At 70.9% G+C, this 17,931-nt stretch carries 16 protein-coding genes; 5 read left to right on the forward strand and 11 right to left on the reverse strand.

Translation table 11 applies throughout. The features are described 5' to 3' along the window. Positions 1 to 62 precede the first annotated feature (62 nt). Both ACIBP6_RS29530 and purD read right to left on the reverse strand, forming a co-directional pair. Positions 63 to 899, reverse strand: coding sequence for a phosphoribosylaminoimidazolesuccinocarboxamide synthase (locus ACIBP6_RS29530; protein WP_397057162.1), 837 nt, complete (start codon positions 897 to 899; stop codon positions 63 to 65). Beyond that, positions 896 to 2,110 (reverse strand): phosphoribosylamine--glycine ligase, encoded by a 1,215-nt coding sequence (purD, locus tag ACIBP6_RS29535; protein WP_397057163.1) that lies wholly within the window; start codon positions 2,108 to 2,110, stop codon positions 896 to 898. Before purD ends, ACIBP6_RS29530 begins: the two co-directional genes overlap by 4 nt. A gap of 363 nt (positions 2,111 to 2,473) precedes the next feature. Here purD and corA point away from each other — a divergent pair, with 363 nt between their 5' ends. Continuing rightward, positions 2,474 to 3,577 carry a magnesium/cobalt transporter CorA gene (gene corA, locus ACIBP6_RS29540; RefSeq protein ID WP_397057164.1) on the forward strand — a complete coding sequence of 368 codons (1,104 nt, stop codon included), beginning with the start codon at positions 2,474 to 2,476 and terminating at the stop codon, positions 3,575 to 3,577. A 3-nt stretch (positions 3,578 to 3,580) separates the two neighbouring features. On the opposite strand, the gene ACIBP6_RS29545 is transcribed toward corA, so the two are convergent. Next, entirely contained in the window at positions 3,581 to 4,537 is a 957-nt protein-coding gene (locus ACIBP6_RS29545) for a glycerophosphodiester phosphodiesterase family protein (RefSeq protein ID WP_397057165.1), read from the reverse strand. Positions 4,538 to 4,625: 88 nt separating this feature from the next. On the opposite strand from ACIBP6_RS29545, the gene ACIBP6_RS29550 reads away from it, so the two are divergent. Further along, positions 4,626 to 5,243 (forward strand): GNAT family N-acetyltransferase, encoded by a 618-nt coding sequence (locus tag ACIBP6_RS29550; protein WP_397057166.1) that lies wholly within the window; start codon positions 4,626 to 4,628, stop codon positions 5,241 to 5,243. A 19-nt stretch (positions 5,244 to 5,262) separates the two neighbouring features. Here the strand turns inward: ACIBP6_RS29550 and ACIBP6_RS29555 are convergent, their stop codons facing one another. From ACIBP6_RS29555 to ACIBP6_RS29580, 6 genes are read right to left on the reverse strand one after another with little or no spacing between them, the layout of a single operon-like run. Beyond that, positions 5,263 to 6,570, reverse strand: a complete 1,308-nt coding sequence (locus tag ACIBP6_RS29555) for a GTP cyclohydrolase IIa (protein ID WP_397057167.1) — start codon at positions 6,568 to 6,570, stop codon at positions 5,263 to 5,265. A gap of 1 nt (position 6,571) precedes the next feature. Further along, positions 6,572 to 7,372 (reverse strand): amidohydrolase family protein, encoded by an 801-nt coding sequence (locus ACIBP6_RS29560; RefSeq protein ID WP_132610498.1) that lies wholly within the window; start codon positions 7,370 to 7,372, stop codon positions 6,572 to 6,574. After that, a complete protein-coding gene (locus tag ACIBP6_RS29565) occupies positions 7,369 to 8,124 on the reverse strand; it encodes an amidohydrolase family protein (protein ID WP_397057168.1) in 756 nt (251 codons plus the stop codon). Before ACIBP6_RS29565 ends, ACIBP6_RS29560 begins: the two co-directional genes overlap by 4 nt. After that, positions 8,117 to 9,799: a heparinase II/III family protein gene (locus tag ACIBP6_RS29570; protein ID WP_397057169.1), complete on the reverse strand. Its 1,683-nt coding sequence runs from the start codon at positions 9,797 to 9,799 to the stop codon at positions 8,117 to 8,119. Before ACIBP6_RS29570 ends, ACIBP6_RS29565 begins: the two co-directional genes overlap by 8 nt. Continuing rightward, on the reverse strand, positions 9,796 to 10,779 hold the full coding sequence (locus ACIBP6_RS29575; protein ID WP_397057170.1) for a Gfo/Idh/MocA family protein: 984 nt from the start codon (positions 10,777 to 10,779) through the stop codon (positions 9,796 to 9,798). Before ACIBP6_RS29575 ends, ACIBP6_RS29570 begins: the two co-directional genes overlap by 4 nt. Continuing rightward, positions 10,769 to 11,998 (reverse strand): ABC transporter substrate-binding protein, encoded by a 1,230-nt coding sequence (locus ACIBP6_RS29580; RefSeq protein WP_397057171.1) that lies wholly within the window; start codon positions 11,996 to 11,998, stop codon positions 10,769 to 10,771. Before ACIBP6_RS29580 ends, ACIBP6_RS29575 begins: the two co-directional genes overlap by 11 nt. Before the next feature lie 230 nt (positions 11,999 to 12,228). Between ACIBP6_RS29580 and ACIBP6_RS29585 the strand changes: the two genes are divergently transcribed. Genes ACIBP6_RS29585 through ACIBP6_RS29595 form a run of 3 tightly spaced genes read left to right on the forward strand, consistent with a single transcriptional unit; the run spans position 12,229 to position 15,472 of the window. Next, positions 12,229 to 13,122 carry a carbohydrate ABC transporter permease gene (locus ACIBP6_RS29585; protein ID WP_397057172.1) on the forward strand — a complete coding sequence of 298 codons (894 nt, stop codon included), beginning with the start codon at positions 12,229 to 12,231 and terminating at the stop codon, positions 13,120 to 13,122. Beyond that, a complete protein-coding gene (locus ACIBP6_RS29590; protein WP_397057173.1) occupies positions 13,119 to 13,934 on the forward strand; it encodes a carbohydrate ABC transporter permease in 816 nt (271 codons plus the stop codon). Before ACIBP6_RS29585 ends, ACIBP6_RS29590 begins: the two co-directional genes overlap by 4 nt. A gap of 26 nt (positions 13,935 to 13,960) precedes the next feature. Then, positions 13,961 to 15,472, forward strand: a complete 1,512-nt coding sequence (locus ACIBP6_RS29595; protein WP_397057174.1) for a hypothetical protein — start codon at positions 13,961 to 13,963, stop codon at positions 15,470 to 15,472. A gap of 19 nt (positions 15,473 to 15,491) precedes the next feature. Here the strand turns inward: ACIBP6_RS29595 and ACIBP6_RS29600 are convergent, their stop codons facing one another. Continuing rightward, entirely contained in the window at positions 15,492 to 16,805 is a 1,314-nt protein-coding gene (locus ACIBP6_RS29600; RefSeq protein WP_397057175.1) for a transcriptional regulator, read from the reverse strand. A gap of 23 nt (positions 16,806 to 16,828) precedes the next feature. Further along, positions 16,829 to 17,899 (reverse strand): histidinol-phosphate transaminase, encoded by a 1,071-nt coding sequence (gene hisC, locus ACIBP6_RS29605; protein ID WP_397057176.1) that lies wholly within the window; start codon positions 17,897 to 17,899, stop codon positions 16,829 to 16,831. Positions 17,900 to 17,931: the final 32 nt, after the last annotated feature.

A 17,931-nucleotide genomic window follows, 5' to 3' on the forward strand; every position in this document is an offset into this window, starting at 1 on the left:
AAATCAACGGTGAGGCTCGATCGGGCCAACAGTAGCCGCTCACACCACCTGGCCCAGCCGAATCATCCGCTAAAGGGAGCCCCCGTGATGCGTTCATACGCTTCCAGGTATCGCTGCCGCGTGCGCTCTACCACTTCGTCGGGAAGGCGAGGTGGGGGGTTTCCAGAGGATTTGTCCCATCCAGATTCGGGCGAAAGTAGCCAATCGCGCACAAATTGCTTATCAAAGGAATGCTGGGTGCGGCCCGGACTCCATTCGTCGGCCGGCCAGAACCGCGACGAGTCGGAAGTGAGAACCTCGTCGCCCAGCGTCAGCACGCCGTCCGCGTCCCAGCCCAGCTCGATCTTGGTGTCGGCCACGATGATGCCCCGCTCGCGGGCGATCTCCGCCCCGCGCATGTAGACGGCCAGCGTGATCTGCCGCAGCGCCTCGGCCGTCTCCGCGCCGACCTCCGCGACGACCCGTTCGTACGCGATCGGCTCGTCGTGCTCGCCCATCGGCGCCTTGGTCGACGGCGTGAAGATCGGCTCGGGCAGCCGGGAGCCGTCCTCCAGCCCCGGCGGCAGCTGCACGCCGGAGACCGCGCCCGTCTCGCGGTACTCGTTGAGCCCGCCGCCCGTGAGGTAGCCCCGGGCCACGCACTCGACCTGCACCATCCGCAGCGGCCGGCACAGCACGCTGCGCAGGTCGTCGCCGGGGGCCACGACGTGGTTGGGCACGACGTCCTTGAGCTGGTCGAACCACCACAACGACATCTGCGTGAGGATCGCCCCCTTGTCGGGGATGTCGGGCTCCATCACGTAGTCGAAGGCCGACAGACGGTCGGAGGCGACCATCAGCAGCAGGCCGTCGTCGGTCTCGTAGAGGTCTCGCACCTTGCCGGAGTGCACGTGTCTCATCGGGCGATGTCCGTCCTGTGGTGGGAGCCGCGCAACTCGATGCGGGCGGCGAGATCGTAGGCGGCCTGGCGCGCGCTCTCCTGGTCGGGCCCGTGGCCGACCACGCTGAGCACCCGCCCACCGTCGGAGACCACCTCGCCGTCCTTCCTCCTCGTGCCGGCGTGCAGGACGTACGCGTTGTCCGCCGCCCGCGGCCCCCTGATCACGTCGCCCTTGACCGGAGCGGCGGGGTAGCCCTCCGACGCGATCACCACGGTCACGGCCGAGCCCGGCTTGAAGACCGGGTCGAGGCCCAGCTCGCCGGTCGCGCAGGCCATCAGCAGCCCGCCGAGCGGCGTCTCCAGCCGGTCGAGCAGCACCTGCGTCTCGGGATCGCCGAAGCGGGCGTTGAACTCGACCACCTTCGGCCCCTTCGCGGTCAGCGCCAGCCCCACGTAGAGCACCCCCTGGTACGGCAGCCCGCGCCGCCCCAGCTCGGCGATCGTCGGGTGCACGACCTCGCGCATGACCTGCTCGGTCAGGCCCTCGGGCGCCCACGGCAACGGCGTGTAGGCGCCCATGCCGCCGGTGTTGGGGCCCTCGTCGCCGTCGAGGGCGCGTTTGAAGTCCTGAGCGAGCTGGAGCGGCACGGCCGTGCTGCCGTCGCAGAGCGCGAACAGCGACACCTCGGGCCCGTCGAGGAACTCCTCGATCACCACCCGGTCGCACGCCCGCGCGTGCGCCAGCGCCTCGGCCCGGTCGGTGGTGACGACCACGCCCTTGCCGGCGGCCAGCCCGTCGTCCTTGACGACGTAGGGGGCGCCGAACTCGTCGAGCGCCGCCGCGGCCTCCGCCTCGGTGGTGCACGTCATGGACCGGGCGGTCGGGACGTCGGCCGCCTGCATGATCTCCTTGGCGAACGCCTTGGAGCCCTCGATCATGGCGGCCCCGCTGGACGGCCCGAAGCAGGCGATGCCCGCCTCGCGGACCGCGTCGGACACCCCCGCGACGAGCGGCGCCTCCGGCCCCACCACGACGAGATCGATGTGCAACCGGGCGGCCAGCGCGGCCACCTGCCCGGGGTCGAGGGGATCGACGGGGTGCACGGTGGCGACCTCTTCGATGCCCGGATTGCCTGGGGCGCAGTGGAGCTCGCTGACCTGGGGATCGAGCTTGAGTGAACGGCACAGGGCGTGCTCACGCCCTCCGGAACCAATGACTAGAACGCGCACGCGCTCCATTCTCGCAGGCCCGCCGCACGCCACCCGCCCAGGCCGCCCGTACAGCACGGGATGCCGGAATAAGCGACAACCTTTGTGGAGTTCCACCTGAGCGCACCTCTCCCGACGAGTATCGTCGGATCCGTTCACCCGCCCGTGGTAAGTTTGGGCGGCTTTGCGGCGTCTCTTAGCGATTGGAGGTGGTCCGGGATGAAACCTGGTGATCCCAGCAGTACGTGGTCCGTCACGTACACCCCAGTTACCCCCGACCACTCCAATCCGGCAGCCTGATCGTGCCTCCACGCATGTTTGTTCGATTGAGGTGATTTTTTCATCGCGCGTGGAGCGTGCCAGGTCGGGCGGAAAGGGACTGCCATGCGCTCGTCCACGCTTTTCCGTCGCATCAACCGCCACCCCGTGCCGTCGCGTGCCGCTCACCAGCTGACCAAGCCGTTGCGAGATGTCCGGCTGCCCCCCGTCGACTCGGTCGTCGAGTTCGGCGCCTACGTCGAGGGCAGGAAGGTGAGCACCCCCGGCATCGCGGAGGCCCTGCGCCTCGTACGCGAGCACAACAGGGACGCCGAGGGCCCCAACGCGTTCGTCTGGGTGGGCCTGCACGAGCCGGCCGCTCCCGAGGTGGAGTGGCTGTCCGGGGTGTTCGGCCTGCACCCGCTGTCCGTCGAGGACGCCGTCAAGGCCCACCAGCGCCCCAAGGTCGAGCGGTACGGCGACTCGCTGTTCATGGTGCTGAAGACCCTCGCCTACCTCGACCACGGCCCGTCCGACGGAGAGATCATCGCCACCGGCGAGATCATGGTCTTCCTCGGCGTCGACTTCGTGGTGACCGTGCGCCACGGCGCGCACTGCCCGCTCACCATCGTCCGCGAGCGCCTCGAAGGCGACCCCAAGCTGCTGAGGCGCGGTCCGGCGGGCGTCCTGCACGCCATCGCCGACCACGTGGTCGACCAGTACCTGCAGGTGGCCGACCTGATGCAGCTGGAGCTCGAAGAGGTCGAGGCGACCGTGTTCGCCGACGTCAGCTCCCGCGACATCAACCGCATCTACCAGCTCAAGCGCGAGATGCTGGAGATGAAGCGGGCCGTCACGCCGCTGCTGTCGCCGTTGTCGGCGCTCCCCCAGCGCCGCGTCATCCCGTCGGAGATGCGCGAATACTTCCGTGACGTCGGCGACCACCTGTCGCGGGTGTGCGAGCAGGTGGAGTCGTCCAATGAGCTGTGCAGCTCGATCCTGCAGGCCGCGCTCGCCCGCTCCAACGCCCTCGCCAACGAGGACATGCGCAAGATCTCGTCGTGGGTGGCCATACTGGCGGTGCCCACGATGATCGCCGGCATCTACGGGATGAACTTCGACTTCATGCCGGAGACCAAGCAGGTGTGGGGCTACCCGGCGGTGCTGGCCGTCATGGTGACGGCCTGCGTACTGCTGCACCGCGGCTTCCGCCGCAACGGCTGGCTCTGAAGGTCAGACGCCCACGGGGCGCAGCGGGGCGACGGGCTCGGGGAGCTCCAGGCCCCGCTCGCGCCAGAGCTCGCGCATCCGGTCGGGGTAGTCGGTGACGACGCCGGCCACTCCGAGGCCGAGCATCCGGACCGCGAGCGCGGCGTCGTTGACCGTCCAGACCGCCACGTCGAGCCCGGCGGCGGCCGCCCGCGCCATGAACCGCTCGTCGACCATGACGTGCTCGGGCGAGAGCGTGGTGGCCCCGGCCTCGCGCGCCGCGGCGGGCACGTCGTCGCCCACGCCGTCGTTCCAGTGGAGGGTGTCGGGCTCGATCAGGGCGAAGCGACGGGTGCCGGGGGCGAGCCGGGCCGCGTGGCCGATGACGCGCCAGTCGAAGCTGAGAATCGCGGCGTTGCCGAGCCGGCCGTGCTTGTCGAGCTCCTCGACCACCATCTCGGTGAACATCGCCGGGTCGGCCGTCAGCTGCGGCCGGGTGGGGTCGGACTTGAGCTCGACGTGCAGGCGCACGCCCTCGGCCTCGTAGGCGTCGACCAGGCCGAGCACCGCGCCGAGCGTCGGCATGCGGGTCTCGGGCATCGGCACCTGCGTCAGCGCGAAGGGGTCGTCGGGGTGGCGCGGCAGGCGTACGCCGACGTCGAGCGTGCGCAGCTGCGCCAGGGTGAGGGCGTTGATCGGCTTGCCGACGTAGGGGTAGAGCGGGTCGCCGGCGTGGACCGGCCCGCGATCGGCGCTGGTGACGGCCGAGACGGTGAGGTCGTGCGTGAGCACGAGACGGCGGTCGGCGGTGAGCGCGACGTCGAGCTCGAGCGCATGCACGCCCAGCTCCATCGTGCGGCTCATCCCCGGCAGAGTGTTCTCGGGCCACAGGCCGCGAGCTCCTCGGTGACCATGAATCTCAACGCGCACACCGAGGACCCTACCGGGCGCGGGGCGCGTCAAGGCAGTGCCACGCCGCATCCTTTTTATCCTGGTATGCCCCGTCGGCGAATTTAGGGCAGACCATAGGCTGTCCTCCGTGACGGAGGTTCTCAAAACCGCCCATTCAATGACAGTCCAGGCATGGGTCGATGGCTGGGTCGTCTCCCGCCACACCCCCAGGGCCGTACGCGAGCCGTGGGGGCTGCGCGTGGACGTGGGACTGCCGGGGCACGTGGCCCGGCACATCGTGCCCTGTCCGACGCCCGAGCTGCTGGCCCGCCTGACCCGGGCCGTCACCGCCCCCGGCACCTGGCTCAAGCTCTGCGGGCCCGCCGAGGCGGTCGCTCCCCACCTGCCGCCGGCCTGGTCGGTGAAGGAGCAGGAGTACATGATGGTCACGCGTTCGTTGTCGCGCGCCCTGCCGCGCACTCCCGCCGGTTACGTCCCGGCGGTCACCACCCGGGCCGGCGTCACGGTCGCGCGGTTGCTGACGGCGGGCGGCGAGGTCGCCGCGCGGGGCCAGATCGCGCTGGCGGGCACGACGGCGATCGTCGACCAGGTGGAGACGGCGGCCGGGCACCGCCGCCGCGGCCTCGGCAGCGTGATCATGAAGACCCTCGAGGCCGCCGCGGTCTCCCGGGGCGCCCGCAGCGGCGTGCTGGTCGCCACGGACCAGGGCCAGGCCCTCTACGCCACCCTCGGCTGGACCCTCCACTCCCTGGTGACCCCCGCCCTCCTCGCCTGACCCGCCGGCCCGTCGCAGGTCAGCCCGCGATGAGGCGGTACGGCTGGCGGGGGCGGCCCGCCTGGGCGGACTTCACCGGGGGCAGCGCCCAGGCCAGGCCCTCTTCCACCAGGTTCTGCAGCACCCGTCGCGCGCTCCGCGGCGCCACACCCAGGATCTCCGCGACGATCTCCGCGTCCACGACCATGGCCTCGGGATCCTCGCCGAGCGTCTGGACGAGCCGGTCCCTGATCTTGACCGCCTTGGAGTCGGCGGGCTCGCGCACGACGTCGGCCGGCCCCCGCCGGCGCATGGGCAGGGACACCGCGTTCCCATCACTGTCGATCATGAACGCGGCCGCCGCCTCCGCCGCGCGGGCGCGTTCGAGCGCCGTCACGGCGTTCGCGTCGGCGTCTCTGGCGGTGTGGCCGAGCCCCAGACCGACCTCCACCTCCAAGCCGACGTCGGCCCGCACCCGGTCCATGAACGGCGCCACCCTGAACCCGTCGGTGGCCTGCGACAGCGCACCCACCGTGGTGGTCACCACGTAGGTGTTCTCCTCGCGCGGCACCACCGTGGCGCCCATCAGCCGCGCCTCGGCCAGCAACGCCCGGTGCAGCCGCAGCTTGAGCTCCTGCTGCCAGTAGTTGCCCGGACCGGAGTGGCCGGGCCGGACGGAGGCCGCCAGCGACACCAGCACGATCGCGAGCTGCGCCTCCTCCAGCCGGTTGCCGGCGCCGAGCAGCGCCGCGGTGTTGATGGCCTGCCGCAACGTGCTCGTGGACGGCATCATGCGCAGCACCGGCACCCCGTCGGCCTCCAGCCGGGTGGCGACCGTGCGGACCGTGGTGAGTGCGGCGGTGGTGGCGCCCTCGCGGTGCAGGCGCTCGTGGAAACCGATGAAGTCGCGCACGGAGTCGGGCTGGAGGTATTCGGACACGTGCACCGCCGACATGGGCACGCCGATCTCGTCGTACGCCTCGGCGACCTCGTCGGGGACGATGGAGTCGATGCTCACCCTGGCCGGGTCGACGCCGTGGGCGAGCACGCCGCGCAGCAGCGTGGCGTACAGGCCCGACCCGCTCACCGGGACGAACGTGGCCGGGACGCTGATCTCGCCCGACTGCCGGGCGAGGTCGTATTGGAGCGGTCCGGTGAACAGCACGGCGTCGATGCTGCCCATGATCTTGCTGAGCTTCTCGTGCGTCTCGTTCTCGCCCGCGTGCGGCGCGCCGACGAGCCGCAGGGTGCCGGCCGTCGGCAGGGTCGCCCCGATGTGCACGATCTGCTCGACCAGATCATGAGGACCGACCACACCGATCGCGATCTTGGATCGAAGCCGCTCCACGTCACGCCCCTCGTCCGCCGAGCAACCCGGTGACGGTCCCCCCGAGCACCGCTGCTCTTTCCTCTTCCGTGAGTTGTGAGAACAGTATGCGGCCCAGCGACATCCGTAGATCGATGAAGGGGAAGTCGGAGCCGTACACCACGCGGTCCTGGCCCACCTCACGCACCATCCGCACGATGTCCGCCCCCGAGTTGTACGAGCCGCACACCTCCAGGATGACGCGTTCGTGCCGCTTGGCCACCTCGATGGCCTGGTCGATGCCGAGCGGCGTCACCCCGGAGTGCCCGGCAAGCACGGTCACGCCGGGATGGCGCGCGGCCACCTCGTCCACGTGGTGCAGGTCGTTGTACGGCGAGCCGCTGTAGGTGTGCGTGAGCACCGGGAACCGCGACGCCGCGGCGAACTCCCACACCGGCGCGTAGCGGGCGCCGGTGAGCGGGTAGTCGTGCAGGTCCGGATGGATCTTTATCCCGGCGAACCGGGGATCGTCCCCCCAGCGGGCCAGCTCCCCCTCCGGGTCCTGCCAGGGGTTGACCGTGAGGTAGCCGCTGAAGCGGTCGGGGGCCTGGTCGACGATCGCCGCCGTGGCGGCGTTCCCGGCCGCGGCGTCGAGCTGGATCGCGAGATGACTGGAGAGCACCGCGTGCGCCACCCCGCACCGGTCCATGACCCGCAGCATCCCCGCCGGGTCCGGGTCGGGGATGAAGAACACGCTGTACGGCCCCGCGTGGGCGTGCGCGTCCACGATGCGCGTCACGGTCTGCGGCCGCCGTTCCCACACCGCCTGTGCCAGCCGGTTCATGCCGCTCTGACCTCCTGCCCGATCAGCCGGCGGAGGTTGCCCCCGCCGATCGCCGCCACCTGGGCGTCGTCCAGCTCCGACCAGAGCAGCCGGGTGACCGCCTCCGCCGGATCGCGGTACGGCGCCCCGGTGCCGAAGACGAACCGGCCCGCTCCGAACCGTTCGACCAGCCATTCGAGCCCTCGGTGGGAGGACAGGTCGGCCAGTCCGACGTACACGTTCTGGGCGCGGTCGAGCACCCCGGCGATCTGCCGCAACATCCGGTATCCCGCGCCTCCGACGACGATGCGCAGCCGCGGATGCGCCCGCGCGACGGCCTCCGCGACCGGCCAGCCCGCCTGCCCCGCGTCCACGAGCAGCGGCAGCCGTACGGACGACAGGGCGTCCAGCACGGGGGCGACGTCGGGGCCCGCGAGGTCGTAGCCGTGGTCGGCGGGGAAGGCGCGCACGGCGCGGACCCCGGCGGCCACGGCGGCCTCGGCGAAGCCGGCGCCGATCTCGCCGCAGGTGTCGGGCAGCAGCACCCAGCACGGGCTCAGCCTGGGCTCCTCGGCGACGAGGCCGAGCAGCCCGCGGTTGCCGCGCGCGGGGTCGTGCAGCCAGGAGGTCATGTTCGTGACGAGTGCCCCCGAGACGCCGACGCGGTCCATGGCGGCCAGCAGCTCGGCCGCTGTCCCGCCGCCCACGTCGCGTCGCGGGTGGCGGCCCAGCATGGCGTCCGCGTCGATCAGGACCGGCAGGTCCTCACTCATCGCCGCCCCAGTGCTGGGAGCTCTCCCCCCGGCTCCAGCCGTACGCGCTGAACGTGTCGGTGGTGCCGTCGATCGTGACGCCGGACTCGGTCACGGTGACCTCGGGCGGTTCACCGTGGAAGGGGACGATGGCGACGGTGAACCTGCCGTCGCGTCTGCGCAGTCCCAGCGAGTGGATCTCGCCGTACTCCGCGGTGCGGGTCCGCTGGTCGGGGATGCGGGCGGGACCGTTCCCGTGGACGACCTCGTCGGGCGGGCCGGCCGGGACGACGAGGACGCGCCCGCTGACGTAGCCGGAGCCGTGCGGCCGCCACGGCTCCAGGCCGTGCAACTGCCAGATCGCCTCGGCGTCGATCGTGTCGGTGACCAGCCAGTACGACGGCTCGTCGCGGACGAAGACGATCCTGCGGTCGTGCCGCCGCGCGTAACCGTGGTGGTGGCCCGCGAAGACGTCGGCGTGCTCGCCCGTCACGAACAGGTCGAGCTCGGCCCGCCGGTCCTCGGTGTAGTCCTGGCCGGGCACCAGGAGCGTGTTGTGGCCGCGGGTGGCCTGGTACCAGTCGTAGTAGCCGGGGTCGTCGTACGACGGCGGCCCGCCGGCCTCCCAGGCCAGCGGCCCGTCCCGGTCGGCCAGCACGAAGTCGAGCGCGGCGTGGTGGCTGTGCGGCTCCAGCTCGTGACCGACGTACGGGCCGTAGTTGACGACCGCGTACAGGCCGGCGCTCCGCATGACCGCGTACGCGCTGGCGGCCAGCAGGTGGGAGCCTTCCGGCACGGCGACCTTCGGGCCCTTGGCGAGCAGCTCCGCCGGCCACACCACGCCGCTGTCCTGCAGGTGCGGGACCCAGCCGCCGGGCGCCTCCAGCGCGGCCAGCCACGCGTGCATGGCCGCGACCTTGGGATGCTCCGCGATCTCCGGGTCCAGCGCCACCGCGCGTTGCAACGACTCCAGGACCATGACGTGGTAGCCGGGCGAGCGCTCGTGGTGGCCGCCGTCGGCGCGCACGTCGCGTTCGAGGTGGTCGAGGATGCGCGCCCGCGCGACCCCCGCCCACGAGGCGGCCTCCGGGAGCTCCGGATAGAGGGTGGCGGCGTGCAGCAGCTCGCAGGCGCAGACGAACTGCCAGTTGCCGTGCCGGAACTCGTCGTGCTCCTCCGCCGCCCAGCGGGCGCCGCCGATGACGGTCTTGAGCATGCGCGCCCAGCACCCGTCGCTGAGCGCGGGCTCCTCGGCGAACACCGCGAGCGCCGCGTTGACGTGCATCGAACGGGCCCAGACGCCGAGGGAGTACCAAACGACGTCGAGCCCAGGCCAGTCGCCCTCGACCTGGTCCCTGGTGTCGTACCAGCGGGTGAAGAGGCGGTCCCACTCCTTGGCGTACACCGGGTCGCCCGTGCGGGCGTAGGCGGACACCAGGGGCATCATCCAGCGCAGGTAGTGGAAGCCGTACAGGCGGGAGCGGCCGCGGCTCCTGTCGAGGAAGTCGACCTCCTGGCCGATGAGGGCGTCCGCCGCCTCGACCTCGTCCCTGCCGAGGTCCCACAGCGGCTTGGGCCGGCGCCAGTGGCGGGTCTCCGCGACGCCGGCGGCGCCGAGCGCGGCCAGCAGGTCCTCGTCGCTGATGTGCCGCATGCGCGTCTCGTGGACGTGCGGCGGCTTCTCCACGTACGTCACAGCGTCACCGGCCGCCCGGTCCTGGCCGACTCGTGCGCGGCGGCGAGCACGGCGGTCACCTGACGGGAGCTCTCCACCGGGATGAGCGGCTCGGCGCCGGTGCGGGCGCAGTCCACGAAGTGGTGGATGGCGTCGCGGTAGGCGCCGGCGGGCTGACCGTGCACCACGCGCTGCAACATGTTGCGCGGGTAGCTGTAGGCCTTGGCGGTGGCCACCTGGATGTTCTCCTTCTGGCGGTCGAGCTGGATCACGCCGTCCTCGCCGGCGACGGTGACGTAGCTGTCCACCGTGGTGGGGAAGGTGTTGGGGTAGATCCAGGCCGACTCGAAGGTGGCGACGGCGCCGCGGCTGTAGCGCACCTGGATCTGCATCGCGTCGGGGGTGTCGATGCCCATGCCGCGCAGTTTCCCGTGGCGCGCGGTGGCGAACACCTCCACCGCCACGTCGTCGTACAGCCAGGTGACCAGGTCGATGTCGTGGCTGGACAGGAACCACGCGCACGTCGTCCGGTCCGCCCAGCCGATCATCTCGGTGGGGACGTAGATGGTGTCGTTCTTGCGCGCGTAGCCGACGACGGGCTCGCCGATCAGCGCCATCTGCTCCTTCGCCTGCGCGTACGCCGGCACCCAGCGGTGGTTGAACAGGCACATCGCCACCACGCCCGCCGCCCGGATCGCGGCGACGGCCCTGTCGGCGTCCGCCACGGTGGTGGTGAACGGCTTCTCCACCAGGATGTGCAGGCCGGCCTCCGCCGCGGCCACCATCACGTCGGCGTGCAGGTGGTCGGGCGTGGTGACCGACACGGCGTCGACCGTGCCGGAGGCGATGAGCGCGTGGTGGTCGGGGTAGACGGCGGCGTCGCCGAGCGGCCTGCGCGAGACCGCGGTGACCTCGGCGTCCGGGTGCGCGGCCAGCACTTCCGCGTGGCCGCGCCCCATGATGCCGGTGCCGACGATGCCGACCCTCAACTTAGGCAGCAAGGGCTTGGTTCCATTTCTCTTCGGCTGCGTCGAGCGCTTCCTGCGCGCTCTGGCTTCCCTGCAGGAAGCCCCTGACCTCCTCCAGGAAGTACTCGCCCAGCTCGGCGTCCTTGTCGGTGCCGAGCGGCTTGTACTGCAACTGGGGCAGGCCCTTCACGATCACCTGGCGGGCGGTGGCCATCGGGTCGCCGCCGGCGGCCTCGGTGAAGAACGGGTCCTTGGTCGAGGAGATCGTCGAGGGGTAGATCGGCACGATCTTGCAGAAGGCGAGCTGGTTGACGCCGTTGGTGAAGAACTTGATGAACTCGGCGGCGGCCTTCTTGTTCGTCGACGCCTTCGGGATGGAGAACGCCTGCTGCGCCAGCAACAGGTAGCCGCCGGCGTTCATCTTCACCGGCTCGGTGACGGCCAGGTCGTCGTAGACGTCGGGGGCGTTCTTCTGCGTGTTGAGCAGCTCGGCGGCGTTCGCCATGGGCTTGAAGGCGACCTGGCCGTTGTCGAGCGACTGCGGCAGCGCGCGGACGTCCTTGGAGATGGCGCCGGGCGCGATGCCCTTGCCGTCGTAGCTCTTCTTGAACTTCTCCAGCAGCGTCACGGCCTCGGGCGTGTTGAAGGTGGCCGTCTTCCTGTCGGCCGACAGCGGCTCGATCCCGTAGTAACGCAGCACGTTGACGTCGGGGATGCTGTTCATGCCGTGGACCTCGGTCTCCTGGTAGACCTGGTCGGCCAGCGCGAGGGCCTCGTCGAAGCTCGCGGGCGGGGCCTTCTCGTCGAAGCCGGCCTTCTCGACGACGGACTTGCGGTACATCGCGACGGGGGCGCCACCGTTGTACCACGGCACCGCGTAGAGCTTGCCGTCGAAGCGCAGCGGCTCGACCAGGTTGGGCTGGAAGTCCGCGAGCGCGGCCTGGTCGAAGTAGGCGTCGAGGGGTTCGAGCGAGGGCGTGAAGCGGCCCAGCTCGACGGAGTTGACGTTGACGGCGTCGGGCACGTCGCCGCTGGCCACGGCGGCGAGCAGCTTGGTCGCGCTCTCGGCGCCGGGCACGTCGACCCAGTTGACCTTCACCTTGGGGTGTTGCCGCTGGTACTCGGCGATGAGGCCGGTGATGTAGTCGCTGTAGTTCTTCTTCAGGTTGATCGTCCAGAACTCGACCTCGCCCTCGAAGGGCTGGCCGGCCGAGGCGGTTTGGGGGGCGCTGCTCGTGGTGGTGCCCGGCACGCATCCGGTGGCGAGGGATAGCGCGAGCGCACATGCCAGTAAGGCTCGACGAGACATGGACGAAACCTCCTCTTAATATGGCCGTCCTTTATCTCACTTTCGGCAGCGTGACAGTCTTTCGCAGTATTCGTCAATAGCCGGGCACTCTTGACCTGACTGGGCACCGATTATACGCTCCCTCCAAATTATGGCCGTCCCTTATCACTGCTTAGGATGGCACTAAGGATGTGATGCCTGTGGCCGCCACCCGGATGCCCGGACAGCGGTGGTACACCCCCTATCTGTTTGCGCTGCCCGCCCTCGTCCTGTTCGGGGTGTTCTTCGCCTGGCCGGCCGTCACCGCCATCCAGCTGTCGGTTCTCCACTACGACGTGGTCTCGCCGCCCACGTTCGCCGGGATGGACAACTTCACCCGCATGCTCGGCGACGAGCGCTTCTGGAAGTCGCTGCTCAACTCGCTGCTCTTCCTCATCGGGATGTTCCCGCTGCTCGTCGTGCTGCCGCTGCTGCTCGCCGTCCTGGTCAACCAGAAACTGCCGGGCATCAGGACGTTCCGGATGCTCTACTACCTGCCGGTCGTGACCTCGATGGTCGCCGTCGGCGTGGCCTGGGAGTACGTCTTCCACCAGCAGGGCGTGCTCAACTGGATGCTCACCGCCTTCGGGCTGCTCGACCAGCCGATCCAGTACCTGCTCGACCCCTTCTGGGCCCTGCCCGCGCTGGTGCTGGTCGAGGGCTGGAAGAGCATGGGGTTCTACATGATGATCTATCTCGCCGGCCTGCAGACGATCCCCACCAGCCTGTACGAGGCCGCGAAGGTCGACGGCGCCGGCGCCTGGGTACGGCTGCGCCGCATCACCGTCCCGCTCATGGCGCCCTACATCGCGGTGGCCTTCACCATGGAGATGCTCGACTCCATGCAGGCCTTCACCTCGATCTACGTCATGACCAGGGGCGGCCCGCAGGACGCCACGCTCACGCTCGGCTACTACATCTGGTCCGCCGCGTTCGAGCACTACGAGATGGGCTACGCCAGCGCCATGGGCCTGGTGCTCTGGGTGCTGATGATCGGCATGGCCGTGCTCAACCACCGGGTCAACAAGGGACAGGCGGTGGTCGCGTGATCCTGCGCAGAGCCGGGACGTACATCCTGCTGACGGCGATCGCCCTCGCTTTCGTCGGGCCGTTCCTCATCCTGCTGTCGGCCGGGCTCAAGCCCTCCCACCAGGCCGTCTTCTCGTTCCCGCCCGACGTCATCCCCAGGCCGCCCGTGCTGGACTGGGTGATCGAGGCGTGGACGGCCATCCCGTTCCCGCAGTACATGTGGAACTCGGTGATCTACGTCGCGATCACCGTGCCGGCGTACCTGATCGTGTCGGCGTTGTGCGCGTACCCGCTGGCGCAGATGCGGTTCAGGGGACGCAACCTGATCTTCTTCGCCATCCTGTCCACGATGTTCCTGCCCAGCGAGGTCATGCTGATCCCGCGCTTCATGGTGGTCTCGCAGCTCAGCATGGCCGACACCTTCGCGGGGGTGATCCTGCCCGGCATCCTGTCCGCGTTCGGGATCTTCCTGCTCCGCCAGACGTTCGCCGGGGTGCCGCGCGAGATCGTGGACGCCGCCCGCACGGACGGCTGCCACGAGCTGCGCATCTTCTGGCACGTCATGCTGCCGGCGGCCAGGCCGACCCTGGCCATCCTCGCCATCTTCGGCTTCATCTCGGTCTGGAACAGCTTCCTGTGGCCGCTGGTGGTGCTGAAGGACTCCGCCAAGTATCCGATCGCCCTGGGCGTCGCCTACCTCGCCGGCATCACCGGCACCGACGTCCGCTCCCTCGCGGCCGGCACGATCCTGTCGATCGTCCCGGTCGTGGTCGTCTTCATGCTCATGCAACGGCACGTTCTCGAAGGAATGCGCGGCGCGGTGAAGGGCTGACGCCCGCGCGGAAGGAGAAGCACCCGATGTTGACACGCAGGCAGTTCGGCTTAGGAGCGCTCGCCGCCGGCGCGCTCGCCCTGGCGCCGGCCACCCGGGCCCTCGCCGACGGATACGACTACACCTCCCGCGAGACCTTCGACCATTTCGACCGCACCTGGTACGCCGGCACCGGCGGGGAGCAGGCGGCGGGCACCAACGAGCACGGCGGGCTGGCGTGGGGCCAGTCCTACGCCCTGGCCGGTTTCGTCAGGATGTACGAGACCTACAAGGACACCCACTACCTGGACCGGGTGATCGAGACCGTCGACCAGATGCTGGCCAACCGCGACTCCGAGCGCGGCGTCACCGACTACAAGGGCCGATCGCTGCCGGCCTGGCGCGCCATGCATCCGTACACGCTGGGCAAGGTCACGCTGAACGACGCCGACGGGCGGCCGGCGCTGGAGGTGCGCAGCGCGGTGAGCTACGCCGACCTGACCACCGTGACCGTGCGCTCGGGCACGTCCGAGGGGCGGTTCACGCTGGAGGTACGCGGCAGGACCGGCACCACGTCGACCTTCGCCGACCTGACCATGGACCCGGCCTCGCCCGACTTCGCCCCCGACCGCATCCTGGCCGCGTATCCGTCGTCCATGCTGGTCACGGCCAAGGCGCTGGGGGCCGGGGTGCCGGCCGCGGGCAGCACGCCGCTGGTCTCCCAGCCGGTGGTCTTCACGGTGCACACCGGGATGATCACGTGGGGCATGGCGTCGTTCGCGCGGGTGGTGTTCGGGACGCCGACGCTGCGCTCTGTCCCGAAATATCGTGCGAAAGCGGAGGAATACCTTCAGGCGGTGCGCGACGCCGCCGCCGCGCACGACGACGAGTGGCGCCAGACCGACGACGGGTACGGCTACTTCGTCTGGAACAAGGGCACCCCCCTCGCCTACGACGGCACCGAGCAGCCGACCAACCAGTTCCTCGCGCTCGGCCAGACCTACGCCGAGATCTACGCCGCGACCGGCGACCGCTTCTACGGCGACCGGGTGCGGGCGCTGGCGCGCACGTTCGCCCGCGAGCTCAAGCCCAGCCCGAACGACGCCTACACCTGGTCGTACTGGCCGACGTTCGGCCACACCTACCGCGGCTTCACCAAGAGCCAGGAGATCTCCGAGTTCACCCCGTCGGGCAACGGCGCCCGGCAGATCGAGGACCTCAGCCACGGCGCCATCGACGTGGAGTTCGCCGTCCTCGCCTTCCGCAACCAGCTCGGCTTCAACGGCGCCGACATGGTCCGGCTCGCCCGCGCCTACACCAGGAACATGGCCACCACCGACCCGCAGGGGGTGCCGACCACGACGCTGCGCGTGGACGGCACCGGCGGCTTCGCGGCGGCCGGCCAGTATCTGCAGGCGCCCCGCTGGATGGCCCTGGCTCCCTGGGACGAGGCGCTGCACCCGCACGCCCTGTCCGTCTACGTCGGCCGTGATCTGCAGGTCGACCAGGGCTCCCACCTGCTGGGCGTGGCCTATCTCAACTGGGGCGCGCGCCGCTGACGCCGGCGGGCCCGGGCGCTCAGCGCGTGATGAGGCGGTACGGCTGACGGGGGCGACCCGCCTGCGTCGGCCGCACCGGGGGCAGTGCCCAGGCCAGGCCCTCCTCCACCAGGTGTTGCAGCACCCTCCTGGCGCTCCTGGGCGCGAGGCCGAGGATCTCGGCGACGGTCTCGGCGTCGACCACCACGCAGCCGGGGCCGAGCCGCTCGACCAGCCGGTCGCGGATCCTCACCGCCCGGGAGCCGGGCTCCCTGGCCCCCCGGCGTCCGGGCTCCCTGACCGTGCCGGGGCTGCCGCCCGTGCGAGCGCCGGCACGCCCGTGCGCGGGCAGCGGCAGCGCCACGCCGTCGCCGTCCACCAGGAACGCCGCCACCCCCGCGGCGCGGGCCCGGTCGAGCGCGGTCGCGGCGTGGGCGTCGGCGTCCCTGGCCGTGCCGCCGAGACCGAGGCCGCACACCACGTCGAGACCCACGTCGGCGCGCACCCGGTCGACGAACGGCGCCGTCCGGAAGCCGTCGGTGACCCGCGACAGCGCCCCCGCCGTGGTGATCAGGGCGTAGGCGTGCTCCTCGCGCGGCACGACCGTGGCGCCCATCAGCCGCGCGTCGGCCAGCAGCGACCGGTGCAGCAGCAGCCTGAGCTCCTGCTGCCGGTAGTCGCCGGCATCGGCGGGGCCCGGCCTGGCCACGGGCGACACCAGCGCGATCGCGATCTGCGACTCCCGCGCCCGGTGGCCCGCACCGAGCAGCGCGGCGGTGTCGATGGCCCGGCGCACCGTGCTCGCGGCGGGGGTCATGCGCAGCACCGGCACCCCGTCGGCCGTCAGCCTGGTGGCGACGGTGCGGACGGTGGTGAGGGCCGCCGTGGTGGCGCCCTCCCGGTGGAGACGCCCGTGGAAGCCGGCGAAGCCGCGCACCGAGTCGGGCCCCAGGTATTCGCGGACGTGCACGCCCGCCGTGGGCAGGCCGATCTCGTCGTACGCCTCGGCGACCTCGGCGGGCGCGATGGAGTCGATGCTGACCCGAGCCGGGTCGACGCCCTGCCCCAGCGCGCCGCGCAGCAGCGCCGCGTAGAGCCCGGCCCCGCTCACCGGCACGTACGTGGCCGGGACGTCAAGCTCGCCCGCCTGCGTGGCCAGGTCGTACTGGAGCGGGCCGGTGAACAGCACCGCGTCGACGCTGCCGGTGATCTTGCTGAGTTTCTCGTCCTGGGAGGCGCTCACCAGCCGGAGCGTCGCCGCCGTCGGCAGGCCCGCACCGACGTGCACGATCCGCTCCACCAGATCGTGCGGGCCGACCACCCCGATGGCGATCCTCGATCGCAGCCGCTCCACGGCACGCCCCCCGAGACCGTTCCTCAGCCGTTGCGGAACGCGTCCGCCGCCCGGAGCAGGACGTCGTTCGCCTCCGGGGTGCCGATCGAGACGCGGACACCGTCGGGCGGGTACGGCCGCACGGCGACGCCCGCGGCGGCGCACGCGTCGGTGAAGGCGAGCGTGCGCTGCTCGTCGTCGAAGCGCAGCCAGACGAAGTTCGCCTCGGTCGGCGGGACCGTCCAGCCCTGCTCGACCAGCGCCTCGCGCACCCGCGTGCGCTCCTTGACGACCTGCTCGACCCGCTCCAGCAGCTCGTCCTCCGCCTTCAGCGAGGCGATGGCGGCGGCCTGGGCGAGGTGGTTGACGGCGAACGGCACGATCGTCTTGCGGACGGCCGCCGCCACCGGCTCCTGCGCGATCATGTAGCCGACGCGCAGCCCGGCCAGCCCGTACGCCTTGGAGAAGGTGCGCAGCACGACCACGTTGGGCCGGTCGCGGTAGAGGGTCAGGCCGTCGGGGACGTCGGCGTCGCGCACGTACTCGTGGTAGGCCTCGTCGAGCACCACCAGCGTGTGCTCGGGCACCCGGTCGAGGAACTCCGCCAGCTGCGACCGGCGCGCGGCGACGCCGGTGGGGTTGTTCGGGGTGCAGACGAACACGATGCGGGTGCGGTCGGTGATCGCCTCGGCCATCGCGCCGAGGTCGTGCTCCTCGCCCGCCAGCGGCACCCTGACCGACGTCATGCCCGCCAGGTCCGACAGCAGCGGGTAGGACTCGAACGACCGCCAGGCGTACACCGACTCGGTGCCGGGATCGGCGACCGACGTGAGCAGCTGCTGCACGATCGTGACGGACCCGGGGCCGAGCGTGACGTGGCCGGTCGGGACGTCGTGGCGCTCCGCGATGGCCTCCATCAGCCGCATGCTCGTCGGGTCGGGATAGCGGTTGACCTCGCGCGCCGCTTTGGCGATCACCTCGACCACGGAGGGCAGGGGCTCGTAGGGCGACTCGTTGGAGGACAGCTTGTACGACCGCCCGCCGGCCGGCGCGGCCACGGACTTGCCCGGCTTGTAAGGGGCCACGGTGTCGAGGATCTTGCGGAAACGAGGCATGGCCTAACCATAAAAGGAGCGGCTCGGTGCGG

The organism is Nonomuraea terrae (genome assembly GCF_044465245.1).
Classification (GTDB): domain Bacteria; phylum Actinomycetota; class Actinomycetes; order Streptosporangiales; family Streptosporangiaceae; genus Nonomuraea; species Nonomuraea terrae.

What these genes read in the sequence shown, in the direction of transcription:
- ACIBP6_RS29550 (WP_397057166.1), top strand. Translation starts at nt 4,626, where the DNA reads ATGACAGTCCAGGCATGGGTCGATGGCTGGGTCGTCTCCCGCCACACC.
- corA (WP_397057164.1), top strand. Translation starts at nt 2,474, where the DNA reads ATGCGCTCGTCCACGCTTTTCCGTCGCATCAACCGCCACCCCGTGCCG.
- ACIBP6_RS29595 (WP_397057174.1), top strand. Translation starts at nt 13,961, where the DNA reads ATGTTGACACGCAGGCAGTTCGGCTTAGGAGCGCTCGCCGCCGGCGCG.
- ACIBP6_RS29585 (WP_397057172.1), top strand. Translation starts at nt 12,229, where the DNA reads ATGCCTGTGGCCGCCACCCGGATGCCCGGACAGCGGTGGTACACCCCC.
- ACIBP6_RS29545 (WP_397057165.1), bottom strand. Translation starts at nt 4,537, where the DNA reads ATGCGGCGTGGCACTGCCTTGACGCGCCCCGCGCCCGGTAGGGTCCTC.
- ACIBP6_RS29565 (WP_397057168.1), bottom strand. Translation starts at nt 8,124, where the DNA reads ATGAGTGAGGACCTGCCGGTCCTGATCGACGCGGACGCCATGCTGGGC.
- ACIBP6_RS29560 (WP_132610498.1), bottom strand. Translation starts at nt 7,372, where the DNA reads ATGAACCGGCTGGCACAGGCGGTGTGGGAACGGCGGCCGCAGACCGTG.
- ACIBP6_RS29530 (WP_397057162.1), bottom strand. Translation starts at nt 899, where the DNA reads ATGAGACACGTGCACTCCGGCAAGGTGCGAGACCTCTACGAGACCGAC.
- hisC (WP_397057176.1), bottom strand. Translation starts at nt 17,899, where the DNA reads ATGCCTCGTTTCCGCAAGATCCTCGACACCGTGGCCCCTTACAAGCCG.